The following is a 16,729-nucleotide window of genomic DNA, read 5'->3' on the forward strand; positions in this document are numbered from 1 at the left end:
GAGATCGGGGGTGTGCTCGTGCGGATCGGACTCCTCACGGACGGTGGTTATCCGTATGCGACCGGTGAGTCCAGACTCTGGTGCGACCGTCTGGTGCGCGGTCTGCCCCAGCACGAGTTCGACCTCTTCGCGCTCAGCCGCTCCGCCGACCAGGAACGACGCGGCTGGGTGAGGCTCCCCGACCGGGTCGGCCGGGTGCGGACCGCGCCCCTGTGGACCCACGAGGAGGACACCCGGCACCCCGGCCGTCACCGGAGGCCGCAGGGCCGGATCGCCACAGGACTGGGGCGCGCGTACGGGCGCCGGGACCGGCGGCGCTTCACGGCGCACGTGACGGCGCTCGTCGAGGCGGTCTGCGCCAGCCCGGAGGCCGCCGCCGCATCCGGCGAGCCGGACACGGCGGCGGACCTCTTCGCGGAAGGCCTCTACGGCCTCGCCGAACTGGCCCAGGAGCGCGGGGGACTGCACACCGCCCTGCGCTCCGAGGCGACCGTACGCATCGTGGAATCGGCCTGCCGCGCCCCCGGCACCGGGCGCACCGTCCACAGTGCCACCGTCCCCGACCACCTCGACTTCGCCGCCGGGCTGGAGCGGGCGCTGCGTCCCCTCTCCCTCGACTGGTACGACGAGGACGGCCTGGGCGCGGTCGACCTCTGTCATGCGGCCTCCGGCGGAGCTGCGGCCCTGCCGGGGCTCCTGGCCAAACGCTTCTTCGGTGTGCCACTGCTCGTGACGGAGCACGGCGTGCCGCTGCGCGCCCACTACCTCGCGGCGCCCGAGAGCCCGCTCGGCGCGCCGGTGCGCGCCCTCCTGGCCAACTTCCACGGACTCCTCGCCTCCGAGGTGTACCGGCAGGCCGCGCTCGTCACCCCCGGCAACACGCACGTACGGCGCTGGCAGGAGCGTTTCGGGGCCGACAGCGGCAAACTGCGCACGGTCTACCCGGGTATGGAGGCCGAGCGCTTCGCCGCCGTGGGTGAGGGCGACGACGGCGGCGGTCCTGGCACCCTGGTGTGGATCGGGCGGGTCGAACCCGCCAAGGACCTCGTCGCCCTGCTGCACGCCTTCGCCGAGGTGCACAAGGCTGAACCCGGCGCCCGGCTGCGGATCTTCGGCGCGCCCGCCCAGGGCGCGGAGGGCGAGACCTACCTCGACCGGTGCCGAGCCCTCGCCGCCCAGCTCTTCCCCGACGAGGCCGCGGACGCACACGCGATCGGCGACAACCCGGTCACCTTCGAGGAGATCGGCGGCCCCGAGGTGCCCGATCTCGCGGAGGCCTACGCGGCGGGTGGCGTCGTCGTCCTGTCCAGCGTCGTCGAGGGCTTCCCCATCAGCCTGGTCGAGGCCATGTTCTGCGGGCGGGCCACCGTCTCGACGGACGTGGGCGCCGTGGTCGAGGTCGTCGGCGGTACGGGGCTGGTGGTGCCCCCGCGCAATCCACGGGCGCTCGCCGATGCCTGCCTCGCGCTGCTGCGCGACCCGGAGCGCCGTGCGCGCCTGGGGGCGGCGGCGCGCGCCAGGGCGCTGGAACTCTTCACCGTCGAGCAGAACCTCGCGGCGTTCCGCGGCATCTACCTCGACCTCGTGAGCCAGGCCCCGGCCCGGTGGACGGCACCGCCGGACCCCGAGGACCCGACCGGAGCGCCGCGCCCCTTCGCCACGCCCCCGGAGGCCCATGTGCTGGGCGAACCGGCCCGCGAGCCGGTCGGGTCCGGAGCCTCTCGGGTGCCGAGCTGGGCCGTCGCCGCCGAAGGCGTGTGCGCGGGCGCACGCGGAGCGGGGGACGGCGATGCGTGACGACACGAGCCACCACGACCACGGAGGTGCCCCGATGGGCGGACCGGCCGAAGCCCCGACCCCGGACGCCGCGTCCGGGGCGCGTCCGGGGGACGAGGGGGCCGTCCGGGCACCCGAGATCGCCCACCACCCCACCCGGCGGACGGCCGCCCGGCGCGGGACCGCGGACCCGGTGAAGGTACTCCTGCACCGGCACCGCGACCTCTGCGAGCGGGCCGTCGACCCCCTGGAGATCGCCGCAGGCCTGGAGGCGCACGGGCTCACCGACCGCGCCGCCGCGCGCTACCGGCACCGTGACGTGTTCTCGCTGGCGGAGGAGCTCTACGCCCGTGTCCCCGGCGCGGGCGGAGCGGCCGGCGCCCGGCACCCGGCGGCGCGGCCGGAGCCGGGCACCGAGCCGCGGGGCGGCTGGGCGCTGTCCGCGCTGCTGCCCGGCGCCGCCTGCCTCGCGACCGCCGGGGCACTCCGGGCCACCGAGGGCGTCCTCGGCGGGGAGGCCCGATGCGCGGTCACCGCCGTGGGAGCCCTGCTCGTCCTCGGCTGCCTCCGGCTCTGCCTGCGCGCCGGACCCCTGCACGCCCCCGACGGCGCCGGCGGCGTCACGCTCTACGTCTGCTGGCTCCTCGGCTACGCGGTGTACGGCGACGACCTGCTGGCCCAGGTCATCAGCGGTGGCCCCGACGGCGACTGGTCCGCGGCGCCGGCGCCCCTCCTCGGGCTCGCGCTCGCCCTGGCCCCCGCCGCCTGGTGCGCACACCTGTTCGCCGCTCACGCTCGGCGCCGGCTCGCCGGGTCCCACGCACTGGCCGAATTCGGCGCCGGCGTACGCCCGCTGCTCCTCAGCGTCGTCGCGCTCTTCCTGTGCGCGACGACCGGACTGCTGTTCCTGGCCGGCCTCGGACACCCGGGCGCGGCGGACGCCCCCGTGGTGAGCGCGGCCCCCGTCGCCCTCGGCGGACTGCTCTTCGTGGCCCGCCTGCTGGCCGTGCACGGGTTCCCGGAACCCGCCGCCACCGGACTGGCCGCCGCCTGCGCCGTCGAGGTCGCGGCCCCCTTCCTGGTACTCGCCGGACGGCTGCCCGGTCTCGACCTCGTCGCCAGGCCGGTCGACATCGTCGTGGCGGCTGCCGGCCCCGGTGGCGTACCCGCCCTCGCCTGCGGCGTCGCGGCGCTGGCGCTGCTGGTCCACGCATCGGTCGCCCTCACCCGGGCATCCGCCCACGCCCCGGCGTAGCCGGGCCCCCGCACGTCCCGCGGAGCCGACGCCGCGGGCCTCCCCCGCTCACCCCTTCCTCAAGGAGACACCGGACATGACCCCCCAAGCCCCCGCACCGGCAGCACGCCGTCGGCACCGAGGGGGTGCGCGATGAGGGTTCTGCTGCTCGGAGCCAACGGATTCCTCGGCCGTTTCGTCGCCGACCGCCTGCTCGCCGACCCCGCCGTGCACCTCACGGCGCTGGGCCGCGGCGACGACGCCGACGTACGGTTCGACCTCGCGGGCGGCAGCCCCGGAGCGCTCACCCGCTTCCTGGACGCCGTCCATCCCGGGGTCGTCGTCAACTGCGCCGGTGCCACCCGCGGCGGCGCCCGCGACCTGACCCGCCACAACACCGTCGCCGTCGCGACGGTCTGTGAGGCCATGCGCCGGAGCGGGTGCAGCGCGCGGCTCGTCCAGGTCGGCTGCGCCTCCGAGTACGGGCCCTCGCAGCCCGGCTCGTCCACGGCCGAGGACGCCGTGCCCCGCCCGGGAGGTCCGTACGGCGTCAGCAAGCTCGCCGCCACCGAACTCGTCCTCGGCTCCGGTCTGGACGCGGTCGTCCTGCGGGTCTTCTCGCCGGTCGGCCCGGGGACCCCGGCGGGCTCCCCGCTCGGCAGGCTCGCCGAGACGATGCGCCGGGCGATGCAGTCCGGCGACCCGGAGCTGAAGCTCAGCGGTCTCGGGGTGCAGCGTGACTTCGTCGACGTACGCGATGTGGCGCGTGCGGTGCACGCCGCGTCGCTCTCCGCGGCCCAGGGCGTCGTCAACATCGGCACGGGGCGGGCCGTGCGGCTGCGCGACGCGGCGGCCGTTCTGGCCAGGGTCGCCGGATACGCGGGCGCGCTCCACGAACTGGACGCGCCGCCCGCCCGCCTCCCCATCGGCGCCCCCCGGGCGTCGGCGGAGTCCGTCGTCGAACACCTCGGGGCGACACCGTCCCCCTATCCCGACGGCTGCGGAGCCTGGCAGCAGGCCGACGTCCGCACCGCCAGGGACCGGCTCGGCTGGCGCCCCCGGATCAATCTGGAGGAGTCCCTCGCCGACATCTGGATGGAGGCGGCATGCCGTATCTGAGCAGCACCGGCTCCGTCCTGCGGGCGGGCGCCGCCGAACAGCTCGGTGTGGGCGTGCCCGGTTACGCCCATCCGCTCCTCGCCCCCGGGGAATGGGACGGGCTCAACCGGCCGGGCACACCCCTGCACTGGGCGGTCCTCAACATCGACAACGGGCCGGGCGCCCGCCCCGACCCGCACTGCCTGGAGGCGGCCGGACGCCTCCGCAACGCCCGCGAACGCGCGATGCACGGGGAGGCCCCGGACGACACCGTCCGGGCCTCGGGGGGCAGGCTGCTCGGCCACCTCGACCTGGCCTTCGGCAGCCGGCCCTTCGGGGAGCTGATCTCCGACGCCCAGTCCTACCTCGACTGGTACCGCGTCGGCGGGTTCTATCTGCACCACTGCCCGGCCGAGCGTGACCGCCTCCCGGCCGTCCGGCGGCTGACGAGCACGCTCACCGCGCTCCTGGCCGACAGCGACAGCGCGGACGAGGGGGGCGGGCACCTGGTCCTCGGTCACGACGGCCACCCGCACCCCGGCTACGCCGAGGCGGCCGACCAGCTGGTCACCTTCCGCGGGCCCTGGACCGACTACCGCTGGTCTCAGGTGGCCGAATGGACCGCGGCCTACGAGCCGGGCCGTTTCGCCCACTTCGTCCACGGCGTCCCGCGTACCCACCTGGAGGAGGCCATGCGCATCGCGCGCTGGCAGGGAGCGGGGACGATCTTCTTCACGGACCGGGACGGCACGAGGGGACAAAGCGACCCATTCGCGGCACTGCCCAGCTACTGGGACGAATTCGTCTCGCGGATCGGACCCGGTATCTCGGAATGAGGAGCGGCGTGGCAGTGTTACGGGAGAACAACCGTACGTAGATGAAGTACGTAGAAACCGACCACCTGCATTGTTGAGGTTCCTGTGTCGCTGCCACCCCTGGTCGAGCCAGCTGCTGAGCTCACCGTCGACGAGGTCCGCAGGTACTCCCGCCACCTGATCATCCCGGATGTCGGGATGGACGGACAGAAGCGGCTGAAGAACGCGAAGGTGCTCTGTGTCGGAGCCGGAGGTCTCGGCTCGCCGGCTCTGATGTACATGGCCGCGGCCGGCGTCGGCACGCTCGGAATCGTCGAGTTCGACGAGGTCGACGAGTCGAACCTGCAGCGCCAGGTCATCCACAGCCAGGCCGACATCGGCAAGTCCAAGGCCCAGTCGGCCAAGGAGACCGTGCAGGGGATCAACCCCCTGGTGAACGTCGTCCTTCACGAGGAGCGGCTCGAAGCCGAGAACGTGATGGACATCTTCGCGCAGTACGACCTGATCGTGGACGGCACGGACAACTTCGCCACCCGCTATCTCGTCAACGACGCCGCGGTCCTGCTGAACAAGCCGTACGTCTGGGGCTCGATCTACCGCTTCGACGGCCAGGCGTCCGTCTTCTGGTCCGAGCACGGTCCCTGCTACCGCTGCCTCTACCCGGAGCCCCCGCCGCCCGGGATGGTTCCGTCCTGCGCCGAGGGCGGTGTCCTGGGCGTGCTCTGCGCGTCCATCGGCTCCATCCAGGTCAACGAGGCCATCAAGCTGCTCGCCGGCATCGGCGACCCGCTGGTCGGCCGTCTGATGATCTACGACGCGCTGGAGATGCAGTACCGCCAGGTGAAGGTCCGCAAGGACCCCGACTGCGCGGTCTGCGGCGAGAACCCCACCGTCACCGAGCTCATCGACTACGAGGCCTTCTGCGGCGTCGTGTCCGAGGAGGCCCAGGAGGCGGCGGCCGGTTCCACGATCACTCCCAAGCAGCTCAAGGAGTGGATCGACGGCGACGAGAAGATCGAGCTCATCGACGTCCGTGAGCCGAACGAGTACGAGATCGTCTCGATCCCGGGCTCCCGGCTCGTCCCGAAGAACGAGTTCCTGATGGGCACCGCCCTCCAGGACCTGCCCCAGGACAGGCGCATCGTCCTGAACTGCAAGACCGGTGTCCGCAGTGCGGAGGTCCTCGCGGTCCTCAAGTCGGCGGGCTTCGCCGACGCGGTGCACCTCGGCGGCGGCGTCATCGGCTGGGTGAACCAGATCGAGCCCGAGAAGCCGGTCTACTAGACCCGCGTACCGCAGAGGGGCCGGCTCCGGAGGAACGGGGCCGGCCCTTCTCGCGTACCAGGGCGTCAGGAGCAGGTGCGGCCGTCGGCCGGGACCTTTCCGTCCAGGAAGTAGGCGTCGGCCAGGGCGGTCACACAGGCGCTCCCGCCGTACGAGCCGTGTCCCTCGCCCTTGTTGGTCACCATGACGCCGACCCCCTCGCCCAGCTCGTCCGCCATCCGCCGCGCGCCCTCGTACGGGGTCGCCGGGTCGCCGGTCGTGCCGATGACGAGGATCGGATCGGCGCCGGGAGCGCTCGCCTCAGGGGTGTCGCGTTCTCCCTCGACCGGCCAGCCCGCACACCAGCCGGCCGTGTCCCACGCCAGGAACGGGCCGAAGACGGGTGACAGCTTCCGGAATTCGGGGAGCAGTGCCCGGGCTTCGGCGGCCGTCGGTCTCGCCTTCGCGTCGGCGCAGGAGATCGCCCGCTGGGAGTGGGCCTGGTCGTCGTAGTGCCCGTCCCCGTCCCGGCCGTTGTACGTGTCGGCCAGCGCCAGCAGCCGGTCGCCCCGGCCCGTCTTCTCCGCCTCGTCGAGCGCGGCCGTCAGGGTGGGCCAGCCGCTCCTGGAGTAGAGGGGTTTCACGATGCCGAGCACGGCCAGCGATTCGTTGAGCTCGCGGCCGGAGGCCGTCGGCAGCGGATCGCCGTCGATCCGCTCCAGCAGCCGCGCCATGCGCCGTGTGCCCGCGCCGGGGTCCTGCCCGCGGTCCCGCAGGTAGTTCTCCAGGGCCCGCTGGAAGCCCTTCGCCTGGTTGCGCGCGTGGCCGACCGAGTCGGCCGTGGGGTCGACCACGGCGTCCAGCACCACCCTCCCGACCTTGTCCGGGAAGAGGTGGGCATACGTACCGCCGAGCTCCGTGCCGTAGGAGACGCCGAAGTACGACAGCTTCCGGTCGCCGAGGGCCACCCGGATCGCTTCCATGTCCCGGGCGGCGTTCGAGGTGCCCACGTGGGGGAGCACCGTGCCGGACAGGCGTGCGCAGCCGGCGCCGAAGGCCGTGCCGTCGGCGACGAACGCGGCCTCCTCCGCCGCCGTGTCCGGGGTCATGTCCACCTCGCGGTAGGCGGTCTCCTGCTCCTCGTCGCTGCGGCAGTGGACCCCCGCACTGGCCGCGACGCCGCGCGGGTCGAAGCCCACCAGGTCGTAGCGGGTGTTGAGCTGCCTGTACGAACCCGCGGCGCGCGGCAGGATGCCGACGCCGGAGCCGCCGGGGCCGCCGAAGTTGAAGAGCATCGACCCGAGCCGCTCGCCCTTCCTCGTGGCCGGCTTGCGGATCAGCGCGATGCCGATCGTCCTGCCTTCCGGCTCTGCGTGGTCCAGGGGCACGTCGAGGGTGGCGCAGCGCCATGCGGGGCCCGGCGCGCTGCCGCCCTCCGGAGCCGCGCAGCGCTTCCACTCCAGCGGACGGGACGTGCCCGGCGTCTTCGTGTGCCCCGGTGACTCCTGGCGCTCCGGGTCCTGGCGCTCCCGCGACGAGCCGTTCGGTGACTGCGACTGCGGCTGCGCCGGGCCGCCGTCGCATCCCGCGAGGACCGCCGTCAGCAGCAGGGCGGCCGTGGTCGCCGCGGTGACCGAGCGGCCACGTCCGCGTACGCGCATGCGCGCTTCCTCCCCTGAGCCCCCGGGCCGGGCACCCGGAGCGGTCCGGGCGTCACCGATGTCCGGCCGTCCAACGAGCGGTCACCCGCAGACCGTTCCCGACTTCGGCACTTTCCCCTCCAGCAGATAGCCGTCCACGGCCTTCTGCACACAGGTGCTGCCGCTGTTGTACGCGCCGTGCCCCTCGCCCTTGTAGGTGAGCTCGACGCCGACGCCCTTGCCGAGTTCCGCGGCCATGGCCTTCGCCCCGGCGTACGGGGTCGCCGGGTCCCCGGTGTTGCCGATGACCAGGATCGGGGCCGAGCCGGGCGCACTGACGTCCGGGGAGTCCCACGCGCCCTCGACGGGCCAGCCGGTGCAGGCCATCAGCCCCCAGCCGAGGTAGTCACCGAAGACGGGGGAGGCCTCGCGGAACCGGGGAAGCGCCTGCCGTGTCTGCTCCAGGGTGAACCGCTGCTCGGAGTCGGCGCAGTTGACGGCGGTGTTGGCGGCGTTCGAGTTGTCGTAGGAACCGTCCTCGGAGCGGCCGTTCAGCGAGTCGGCGAGCGCGAGCAGCAGCCCGCCGTTGTCTCCGTCCGCCTCGTCGAGCCCCTGTTCGAGCAGCGGCCAGGTCTCCTGGGAGTAGAGGGCCGACGCGATGCCCGTGGTGGCCTGGGTCTGGGTCAGCTCCCGCTCGCCGAGCCCCGGGACGGGCTTCTTCTCCAGGTCGGCGAGGAGACGGGCGATCCAGTCCTGGACCTCCTTCGAGGTGGCTCCGGGGAGCTTGCAGTCGTCCCGCTCCGCACAGTCGGCGGTGAAGTTGTCCAGGGCGAGCTGGAAGCCTTCCGCCTGTCCGATCGAGGACTCCAGGGAGTCCTCCGTCGGATCGACGACGGCGTCCAGGACGGCCCTTCCGACGTTCTTCGGGTAGAGATGGGCGTAGACGCCGCCCAGTTCGGTGCCGTACGAGATCCCGAAGTAGTACAGCTTGTCGTCCCCGAGCACCTGGCGCAGCAGGTTCATGTCCCGGGCCGCGTTCGTCGTGCCGACGTAGGGCAGTTCGTCCCCGGAGTTCTTCTCGCAGTCCGCGATGTATGACTTGAGGTCCTCGACGAACTCCTTCTCCTCCTCGGCGTCGTCCGGGGTGCCGTCCTGCTCGTAGCGCGCGTCGAGTGCCGCGTCGTCCGAGCACTCCACGCCTTCGCTGCGGCCGACCCCGCGCGGGTCGAAGCTCACCAGGTCGTAGCGGGTGCGCAGGGCGTCGTAGTCGGTGCCGAAGGACGGAAGCGTGGCGACGCCGGAGGCGCCGGGGCCGCCGAAGTTGAAGATCAGCGAGCCGATCCGCCGGTCCTTGTCCTTGGCGGCGGCGCGGATGAGGGCGAGTTCGATGGTCCGGCCGTCCGGGTCCCCCCAGTCGAGGGGCGCGTCCATGAAGGAGCACTCCCAGGCGGCCCCGCCCGGCAGCGGGGAGGGAGCCGTGCCGCTGCCCTGGGCCGTGCTGGGCGCCGGGCAGGGCTGCCAGTCGAGCTTCTGGGAGGCGAGCTCCCGGGGCGTCGCCGTGGGGGCCGCGGTCGCGGCCACCGTGGGCCTCGCCTCCGTACCTCCGTCGTCGCCGTCGTCCGAACAGGCCGCCAGCGGCAGGAGCACGGTGGCGGTGGCGGCGAGGGCAGCGGCACGCAGGGCGGGGGAAGTCCTCATGCCCCCATCGTGCGGCGGGGCGTGGGGCGGCGCGCGGGGCGTGGGCCAAGCGAGTGGCCCTGCCTCGCGCGGATGTTCTAGAGCTCGCCCTTCCGGGTCAGCTGGTTGAAGCAGAGCCATCCGGGAAGCACCGGCAGCCACAGGGTCATGACGCGGTACAGCAGCACCGCGGGCGCCGCGACCTCCTTCGGCAGGCCGACCGCGATCAGACCCAGGGTCAGCGCACCCTCGACCGCGCCCATGCCGCCCGGGGTCGGCGCGGCCGAGCCCAGGGCGTTGCCCGCGAGGAAGACGACGGCGATGCTCGCGTAGCTGAGCTGGGGGACGTCGGGACCGCTGAACGCGCGGATCGACGCGTCCAGGCACAGCACGAACAGTCCGGTCAGCAGCAGCATCCCGCCGATGCCCGTGACGAGCTTCTGCGGGCGCTGCACGACGTCGAGCATGCGCGGTACGACGCCGGCGAACAGTGACCGCACCCGGGTGACGACGAACTTCCGGAGGAACGGGATCGCGGTCACGACCAGCACGAGCACGGCGACCGTGAGCAGGCCGGCGATGACCGTCCTCGACGGGGTGAGGGAGTCCGGGGTCTTCTCCGTGCCCGTCAGGTAACCGAAGAGAGCGAGGAGGAGGATGTGGCAGCCGAGACCGAACAACTGGGACGCGCCGACGCTGGCGACGGCGAGCCCCGGGCGTACCCCGGCGCGTTGCAGGAAGCGCGTGTTCAGTGCCACGCCGCCGACCGCGGCCGGTGCCACGATCTTCACGAACGACCCCGCCACCTGTGCCAGCACGGTCTTCCCGAACGGCACCCGCTCGGGCACGAAGCCCAGAAGGCTCATGGCCGCGGCGACGTAGCTCAGAGCCGAGAAGCCCAGGGCCGCCGCCACCCAGCCCCATTCGGCCTGCTCCACGACCGTGCCGAAGTCGGCCTCGGTGACCTGCGAGATCAGGAAGTAGGCGGCGATCGCACCCGCGATGAAGCTGAAGAGAGTACGTGGCTTGATGCGCTCCAGCCGTACCGGCTCGACCGGCGCCTGCGGCCTGATCAGCAGCACCTGCCGGCGGATCTGGGCCAGCATGTCCTCCTCGCGGGCCTCTTCCAGGGCGTCGTCCATCGCCCGCTTCTCGGCCTGCTTCTCCGTACGGAGCGACTTGCGGGCGGCCTTGCGGTCGCCGGCCGCGGAGGCGTCGTGCTCCTCGGCCTTCGCCTGCTTCGCCGCCTGCGAAGCCTCCAGCACCGCCTCACGCTCGCGCTGCGAACGCTCCCGGGCGAGCCTGCGCAGCGTCGCCCGGGTGGAGCGGCTCAGCGCGATCGGCTGCAGCAGCGGCAGACAGTCGGCGACGGCGTCGGGCCCGAGCACGGCCAGGGCCCCGGCGACGGCCCGCTCGGCACCCACGCGCAGACCCGTGGTGGTGAGCAGCTGGGCGACGTCCATGCGCAGGATCAGGTCACCCGCGGCGATCTCGCCACCGCGCAGATCGGTGACGAACACCGTGCCGGAACGATCCACCAGGATCGCGTCACCGGTCAGCCTGCGGTGCGCGATGCGCCGCGACTGGAGTGCCCGCACCTGCCGCCAGGCGCCCCGGACCAGCTCGTCGGTGATCTCCTCGTCCTCCATGGCGTCCAGCGAGCGCCCGCCGATGTGCTCGTACACGAGCATCACCGCGTCCGGGCCCAGCTCGGACGTGGCGATCAGCTTGGGAGCGTTGGCCCCGGCGGCGATCGCCGCGTACGCCAGGAGCGCCTCCTGCTCCAGGGCCTGGCGCAGCGACTGGATGGAGCGGCGCTGGGTGATGGTGCGCAGGGTGAGCCTGCGCCACACCCGGTAGAAGAAGCCCTGGGCCTGCTGTTCACGGTCGACGACCGTCACGTCCAGCGGTGGCCCGTCCTCCAGGGTGACCAGATAGCGGCGGCCCCGGTCGCTCTGCTCGACGCTCTCCGGAGCCTCCTCGGTGCGCATCGCGGCGACCGGCCGGAAGCCGACGTGCCGCAGACCGGCCATCAGGTGCTGGCCGGTCGGGCGTACGTTCGGTGAGCCGACGGTGTACAGGGTGCCGTACGCCACCGTCCAGCCGATCAGCACGGTGAGGACGATCGAGAACGGTGTGGTGTAGCCCCCGACCAGCATCGCGAAGGCGTCCAGGAGCAGCACCACCCACAGCACGACCCGCCACCGGGGTCTGCGGGCCATCCCGACGGCCGTCATGTAGGCGATGACGGGTGCGAGATAGCCGTGCACGGGGTCGGTGAGCGCGTCCCCGGGCTGCGGCTGGGTCAGCGCGTCCCGGATGGTGCCGGAGGCCGATCTGGCGACCCAGAGGTCGGTGGCCAGGGTCACCCCGTGGGCCAGCACCGCGGCGAGCACACCGTCCGCGATCCGCAGACCGTCGCGCTTCACGAGGCGCTCGATCGCGAAGGCGACCGGCACCAGGAGCACGGCGATGCTGGAGACCAGACCCGCGAGCTTGATCAGCAGGTCGGGCGCCTGGTCGGTGCCCTTGGAGATGTCGTCCTCGAGGCCGGTGGTGGTGCCCTGGGCGAAGGCGGCGATGGAGAACAGCAGCGCGATCGCGAGGACGCCGACGAGGAGCCGCAGCAGGTCCGAAGGGCGGTGCACCCGGGCGGGCAGCAGCGGCTCGTCGCCCGAGACACGATCGCTCAGCGCGGCGTCCGCGGACGCGAGGGTCGAGCCCGCGAGGGGCTTGCCGTCCTGCTCGGGGGCCTCCCCCGCCTCCGACGCGTCCGGACGCGGCTCGGCGTCAGAGGCGTCCGCCGCCTTCGGTGGCTGCACGCCCTGCTCCTTCGCCTCTGATGAATCTTCGTGTTCTCGTATCACCGGTCACCGCCCGCATGATGGTGGCACGGCCTGCGGACAGAGGGGGGCATCAGGGTGCACGGCACAGGCGCGATGCGCAACATACGCGGCTTCGCCCCGTCTTGCACGCTGTGTGACCAGGACGACACCGGGCACTCCCGGCTGTCGGTGGCGTACGGCAGGATGTGACGGATGAGCGAAGACCGGACGAGCGGTGACCGGCCCGGCGCCCCGCCCGCCACTCCCGTGACCGACGAGCTGCCCGTCTACGCGGAGCGGGTCCTGGACGTGGCCGACCTGATCCCCCCGGGCCGCGTCATGACGTACGGGGACATCGCGGAGTGGCTCGGCGACGGCGGGCCGAGACAGGTCGGACGGGTGATGGCGCTGTACGGATCCGCCGTGCCCTGGTGGCGTGTGGTGCGGTCGGACGGGGCGCTGCTGCCGGGCCACGAACTGCGGGCGCTGGACCACTACCGCGAGGAGGGCACCCCGCTGCGCGAAGCCGCGAACGGGGCGGACGGGCACCTTCCGCGCCTCGACATGAGGCGGGCCAGGTGGGACGGCGCGACCGGTGCTCCGGACGCGGGCGACAAAGCTCACATCTGACAGCTTCCGCCATCCTGCCCCGACGGGACAGGCGCCGGGCCGGTGAAGGGGAGGGACCCGGCCGCCGGGGCGCACATGTGACGGGGGACGCGGTCCATCACCCGGTTTCCGTCCTGCCGCTGGCGTAGCGTCGTCCACACGCGGCACGCTCCGCTCCCTCATCCGTTTCCGTCACCGTCCGGCTGTCGTCATGAGGCCGTCACGGCAGCCGCACCAGCAGACCGAGTACACCCACCAGGACCGGCGATCCACGTGAGCTCCTCCTCCACCACCCGGCACAGCCCGCACCGTCAGGCACGGCGGCGGGCTCCGGGCGCGTACCGGCTGGTGCGTACGCCACCGGGATCCGCGGACCCCCCTCTCCTGGACGCGGCGCAGCGCGCGGTGGTTGATCACCGCGACGGTCCGCTGCTGGTCCTCGCGGGGCCGGGCACGGGCAAGACCACGACGCTGGTCGAATCGGTCGCACGGCGCGTGGCCGACGGGACCGACCCGGCCCGCATCCTCGTCCTCACCTTCAGCCGCAAGGCGGCCGTCGAACTGCGCGACCGGATGGCGGCCCGGCTCGGCGGCACCCGGGGCCCGCAGGCCACCACCTTCCACTCGTACTGCTACGCCCTGGTCCGCGCCCACCAGGACGCTGACCTGTTCGCCGAGCCGCTGCGCCTGCTCTCCGGCCCCGAACAGGACGTCACCGTGCGCGAGCTCCTCGCCGGCCAGCTCGGCCTGGAACGGGCGGGGCTGGCCCATGTCCGCTGGCCCGACGAGCTGCGGGCCTGCCTGACCACCCGCGGCTTCGCCGACGAGGTGCGCGCGGTGCTGGCCCGGAGCCGCGAGCTCGGCCTGGGACCCGACGCGCTGGCCGCCTTCGCGCGCCGCACCGGCCGCCCCGACTGGAGCGCCGCCGCCGAGTTCCTCGCCGAGTACCTGGACGTCCTCGACGCCCAGGGCGTCCTGGACTACGCGGAACTCGTCCACCGGGCGGTCCTGCTGACCGAGCGGCCCGAGGTGGCCGCCGTGCTGGCCCGGAGCTACGACGCCGTACTCGTGGACGAGTACCAGGACACCGACCCCGCCCAGGTACGGCTGCTGCACGCGCTGGCCGGAAACCCGGGGAGCGGCGCACCGGGGACGGGGGGCGGCCGGACACTCATCGCCTTCGGCGACCCCGACCAGTCGATCTACGCCTTCCGCGGCGCCGACGTGAACGGCATCCTCGACTTCCCCGACACCTTCCGCCGCGCCGACGGGGCGCCCGCCCCGGTCGGTGTCCTCACGACCTCGCGCCGCTCCGGCGCGCGGCTGCTCGCGGCCACCCGGCTGCTCACCCGCCGGATGCCGCTCACCCGGCTGCCCTCGGACAAGGTCCGCGCCCACCGCGAGCTGTCCGCCGTGCGCGACGGCGGCCGGGTCGAGGCGTACACCTACCCGACGGCCTCCACGGAGCTGGAGAACATCGCCGACCTGCTCCGGCGCGCGCACCTGGAGGAGGGTGTGGCGTGGAGGGACATGGCGGTCCTCGTGCGCGCCGGCGGACGTTCGATCCCGGCCGTGCGCCGGGCGCTCACCTCGGCAGGGGTCCCCCTGGAGGTGGACGGCGACGATCTGCCGCTGCGTCACGAGCCCGCGGTCGCCCCGCTGCTCACCGCCCTGCGAACGGTCGCCACCGCGGCCCTGCGCGGTGCCGCGCCCGACCACCGGGACGGGCCGGCCGCCGACGGCGAGGGGGCACAGGGGCGGGTCGCCGCCGAGGGTGAGCGGCCAGAGGGCCGGGAAGCCGCCGACGGCGAGGGGCCAGAGGACCGGGATGCCGCCGCCGAGGGCGGGGGAGTGCAAGGCTGGATCGACACCGAGACCGCCCTCGCTCTCCTCGGCTCGCCCCTCGGTTCCATGGACGCCGCCGACCTGCGCCGGCTCGGCCGGGCGCTGCGCGACGAGGAGCGGGCCGCCGGGCAGCGGGTGCCCCCGCCTTCCGGTGAACTGCTGGCCCAGGCACTCGCCGAGCCCGAACGCCTGGTCACGCACGACCCCGCGTACGCCCGCGGAGCCCAGCGCCTCGGCGCGCTCCTGCGCAAGGCGCGCGAACTCCTGGAGGGCGGCGGCACCGCCGAGGAGGCCCTGTGGACCCTGTGGAGCGGCACCCCCTGGCCCGGCCGGCTGGAGCGGGCCGCGCTGCGCGGCGGCGCGGCCGGCCGCAACGCCGACCGTGACCTCGACGCGGTGTGTGCCCTCTTCGAGACCGCCGCACGGGCCGAGGAACGCACCGGCGGGCGCGGCGCGCTCAACTTCCTGGAGGAGATCGACGCCCAGGACATCGCCGCCGACACCCTGTCCCGGCGTGCCGTACGCCCCGACGCCGTACGCCTGATGACCGCGCACCGCTCCAAGGGCCTGGAATGGCGCCTGGTGGTCGTCGCCGGAGTGCAGGAAGGGCTCTGGCCCGACCTGCGCCGGCGCGGATCGCTCCTGGAGGCGGACCGGATCGGGCGCGACGGTCTCGCCGAGCCGCTCACCCCGGGGGCCATCCTCGCGGAGGAACGCCGCCTCTTCTACGTCGCGGCGACCCGCGCCCGTGAGCGCCTGGTGGTCACCGCCGTGAAGGCTCCGGCGGACGACGGCGACCAGCCGTCCCGCTTCCTCACCGAGCTCGGGGAGGAGCCCCGGGACGTCACCGGCCGGCCCCGCCGGCCGCTCGCGGTCGCCTCACTCGTCGCCGAGCTCCGCGCCACGACCGTCGACCCGGCCGCCTCCGAGGCCCTGCGCGACGCTGCCGCGCACCGCCTCGCCCGGCTCGCCGCGCTCACCGACGACGAGGGCCAGCCGCTGGTCCCCGCCGCCCATCCGCATCGCTGGTGGGGGCTGAACGAGCCGACCCTCTCCGAGGTGCCGCTGCGCGACCGGGACCGCCCCGTCGCGCTTTCCGGGAGCGCGCTCGACCAGCTCGCCAACACCTGCGCCCTCCAGTGGTTCCTGGGCCGGGAGGTGAAGGCCGACGCCCCGGCGACGGCCGCCCAGGGCTTCGGCAACGTGGTCCACGTACTGGCCGACGAGGTGGCGTCCGGGCGAACCGCCGCGGACCTGGACGTCCTGATGGAGCGCCTGGACTCCGTCTGGGACGGCCTGGTCTTCGACGCCCCGTGGAAGTCGCAGCAGGAGAAGGAGACGGCGCGCGCCGCCCTGGAGCGTTTCCTGCGCTGGCACGTCATGGACCGCGCCGGGCGCACCCCCGCCGCCAGCGAGCACGACTTCGACGTCACCCTCGAAGCCGGCGAGTACGCCGTGCGCATCCGTGGCTCCATGGACCGGGTCGAGCAGGACGCCGAGGGCCGGGCGTACGTCGTCGACTTCAAGACCGGCAAGGGGGCGCCGACGAAGGACGAGGTGGCCTCCCACCCCCAGCTCGCCGTCTACCAGCTGGCGGTCAGGGAGGGCGCCGTCGACGAGGTCTTCGACGGCCGCCGCCCGGAAGCCGGGGGAGCCGAGCTCGTCCAGCTGCGCCAGCCCGCCCCGAAGAAGGAGGGCGGCGACGCCCTTCCCAAGGTGCAGGCCCAGGAACCCCTCTCCGGGGAATGGGTCTCCGACCTGCTGGCGACGGCGGCGGGACGTGTCCTGGACGAGCGCTTCACCCCCACCGCCGGCCAGCACTGCACCCACTGCGCCTTCAAGGCGTCGTGCAGCGCACAGCCCGAAGGCGGTCAGATCATCGAATGAGCGCACCGACGGATTCCGGGCGGGAGGGCGTTGTCGGTGCCTCCGGTTAGCCTCTCTGGA

Annotated in this window: 10 protein-coding genes; 7 read left to right on the forward strand and 3 right to left on the reverse strand. The window is 73.6% G+C overall.

Features of this window, described 5'->3' with window-relative positions:
* Window positions 1–18 precede the first annotated feature (18 nt).
* The 5 genes from ACFYQ6_RS11995 to moeZ all read left to right on the forward strand — a co-directional run bounded on the left by ACFYQ6_RS11995 (window position 19) and on the right by moeZ (window position 6,207).
* Entirely contained in the window at window positions 19–1,797 is a 1,779-nt protein-coding gene (locus ACFYQ6_RS11995; protein WP_388763023.1) for a DUF3492 domain-containing protein, read from the forward strand.
* Window positions 1,790–3,031: a hypothetical protein gene (locus tag ACFYQ6_RS12000; protein ID WP_388762739.1), complete on the forward strand. Its 1,242-nt coding sequence runs from the start codon at window positions 1,790–1,792 to the stop codon at window positions 3,029–3,031. Before ACFYQ6_RS11995 ends, ACFYQ6_RS12000 begins: the two co-directional genes overlap by 8 nt.
* Window positions 3,032–3,163: 132 nt before the next feature.
* Complete coding sequence (locus ACFYQ6_RS12005) at window positions 3,164–4,129, forward strand: NAD-dependent epimerase/dehydratase (RefSeq protein WP_361573460.1); 966 nt, start codon at window positions 3,164–3,166, stop codon at window positions 4,127–4,129.
* Window positions 4,117–4,944, forward strand: coding sequence for a spherulation-specific family 4 protein (locus tag ACFYQ6_RS12010; RefSeq protein WP_388762741.1), 828 nt, complete (start codon window positions 4,117–4,119; stop codon window positions 4,942–4,944). The genes ACFYQ6_RS12005 and ACFYQ6_RS12010 overlap by 13 nt, the downstream gene beginning before the upstream one ends.
* An 84-nt stretch (window positions 4,945–5,028) precedes the next feature.
* The gene (gene moeZ, locus ACFYQ6_RS12015; protein ID WP_145803412.1) at window positions 5,029–6,207 is read left to right on the forward strand and encodes an adenylyltransferase/sulfurtransferase MoeZ; all 1,179 of its coding nucleotides are present in this window, start codon (window positions 5,029–5,031) and stop codon (window positions 6,205–6,207) included.
* Between the two features lie 65 nt (window positions 6,208–6,272).
* On the opposite strand, the gene ACFYQ6_RS12020 is transcribed toward moeZ, so the two are convergent.
* The 3 genes from ACFYQ6_RS12020 to ACFYQ6_RS12030 form a co-directional block, all read right to left on the reverse strand.
* Window positions 6,273–7,847, reverse strand: coding sequence for an alpha/beta hydrolase (locus ACFYQ6_RS12020; protein ID WP_388762742.1), 1,575 nt, complete (start codon window positions 7,845–7,847; stop codon window positions 6,273–6,275).
* Between the two features lie 81 nt (window positions 7,848–7,928).
* Window positions 7,929–9,524 carry an alpha/beta hydrolase gene (locus ACFYQ6_RS12025; RefSeq protein ID WP_361573467.1) on the reverse strand — a complete coding sequence of 532 codons (1,596 nt, stop codon included), beginning with the start codon at window positions 9,522–9,524 and terminating at the stop codon, window positions 7,929–7,931.
* 77 nt (window positions 9,525–9,601) lie between these two features.
* The gene (locus ACFYQ6_RS12030) at window positions 9,602–12,325 is read right to left on the reverse strand and encodes a lysylphosphatidylglycerol synthase transmembrane domain-containing protein (RefSeq protein ID WP_361573469.1); all 2,724 of its coding nucleotides are present in this window, start codon (window positions 12,323–12,325) and stop codon (window positions 9,602–9,604) included.
* A 216-nt stretch (window positions 12,326–12,541) separates the two neighbouring features.
* Here ACFYQ6_RS12030 and ACFYQ6_RS12035 point away from each other — a divergent pair, with 216 nt between their 5' ends.
* Window positions 12,542–12,958 carry an MGMT family protein gene (locus ACFYQ6_RS12035; protein WP_361573471.1) on the forward strand — a complete coding sequence of 139 codons (417 nt, stop codon included), beginning with the start codon at window positions 12,542–12,544 and terminating at the stop codon, window positions 12,956–12,958.
* Window positions 12,959–13,210: 252 nt separating this feature from the next.
* A complete protein-coding gene (locus ACFYQ6_RS12040) occupies window positions 13,211–16,669 on the forward strand; it encodes an ATP-dependent helicase (protein WP_388762744.1) in 3,459 nt (1,152 codons plus the stop codon).
* Window positions 16,670–16,729 lie beyond the last annotated feature (60 nt).

Source organism: Streptomyces sp. NPDC005494 (assembly GCF_042872025.1).
Classification (GTDB): Bacteria; Actinomycetota; Actinomycetes; order Streptomycetales; family Streptomycetaceae; genus Streptomyces.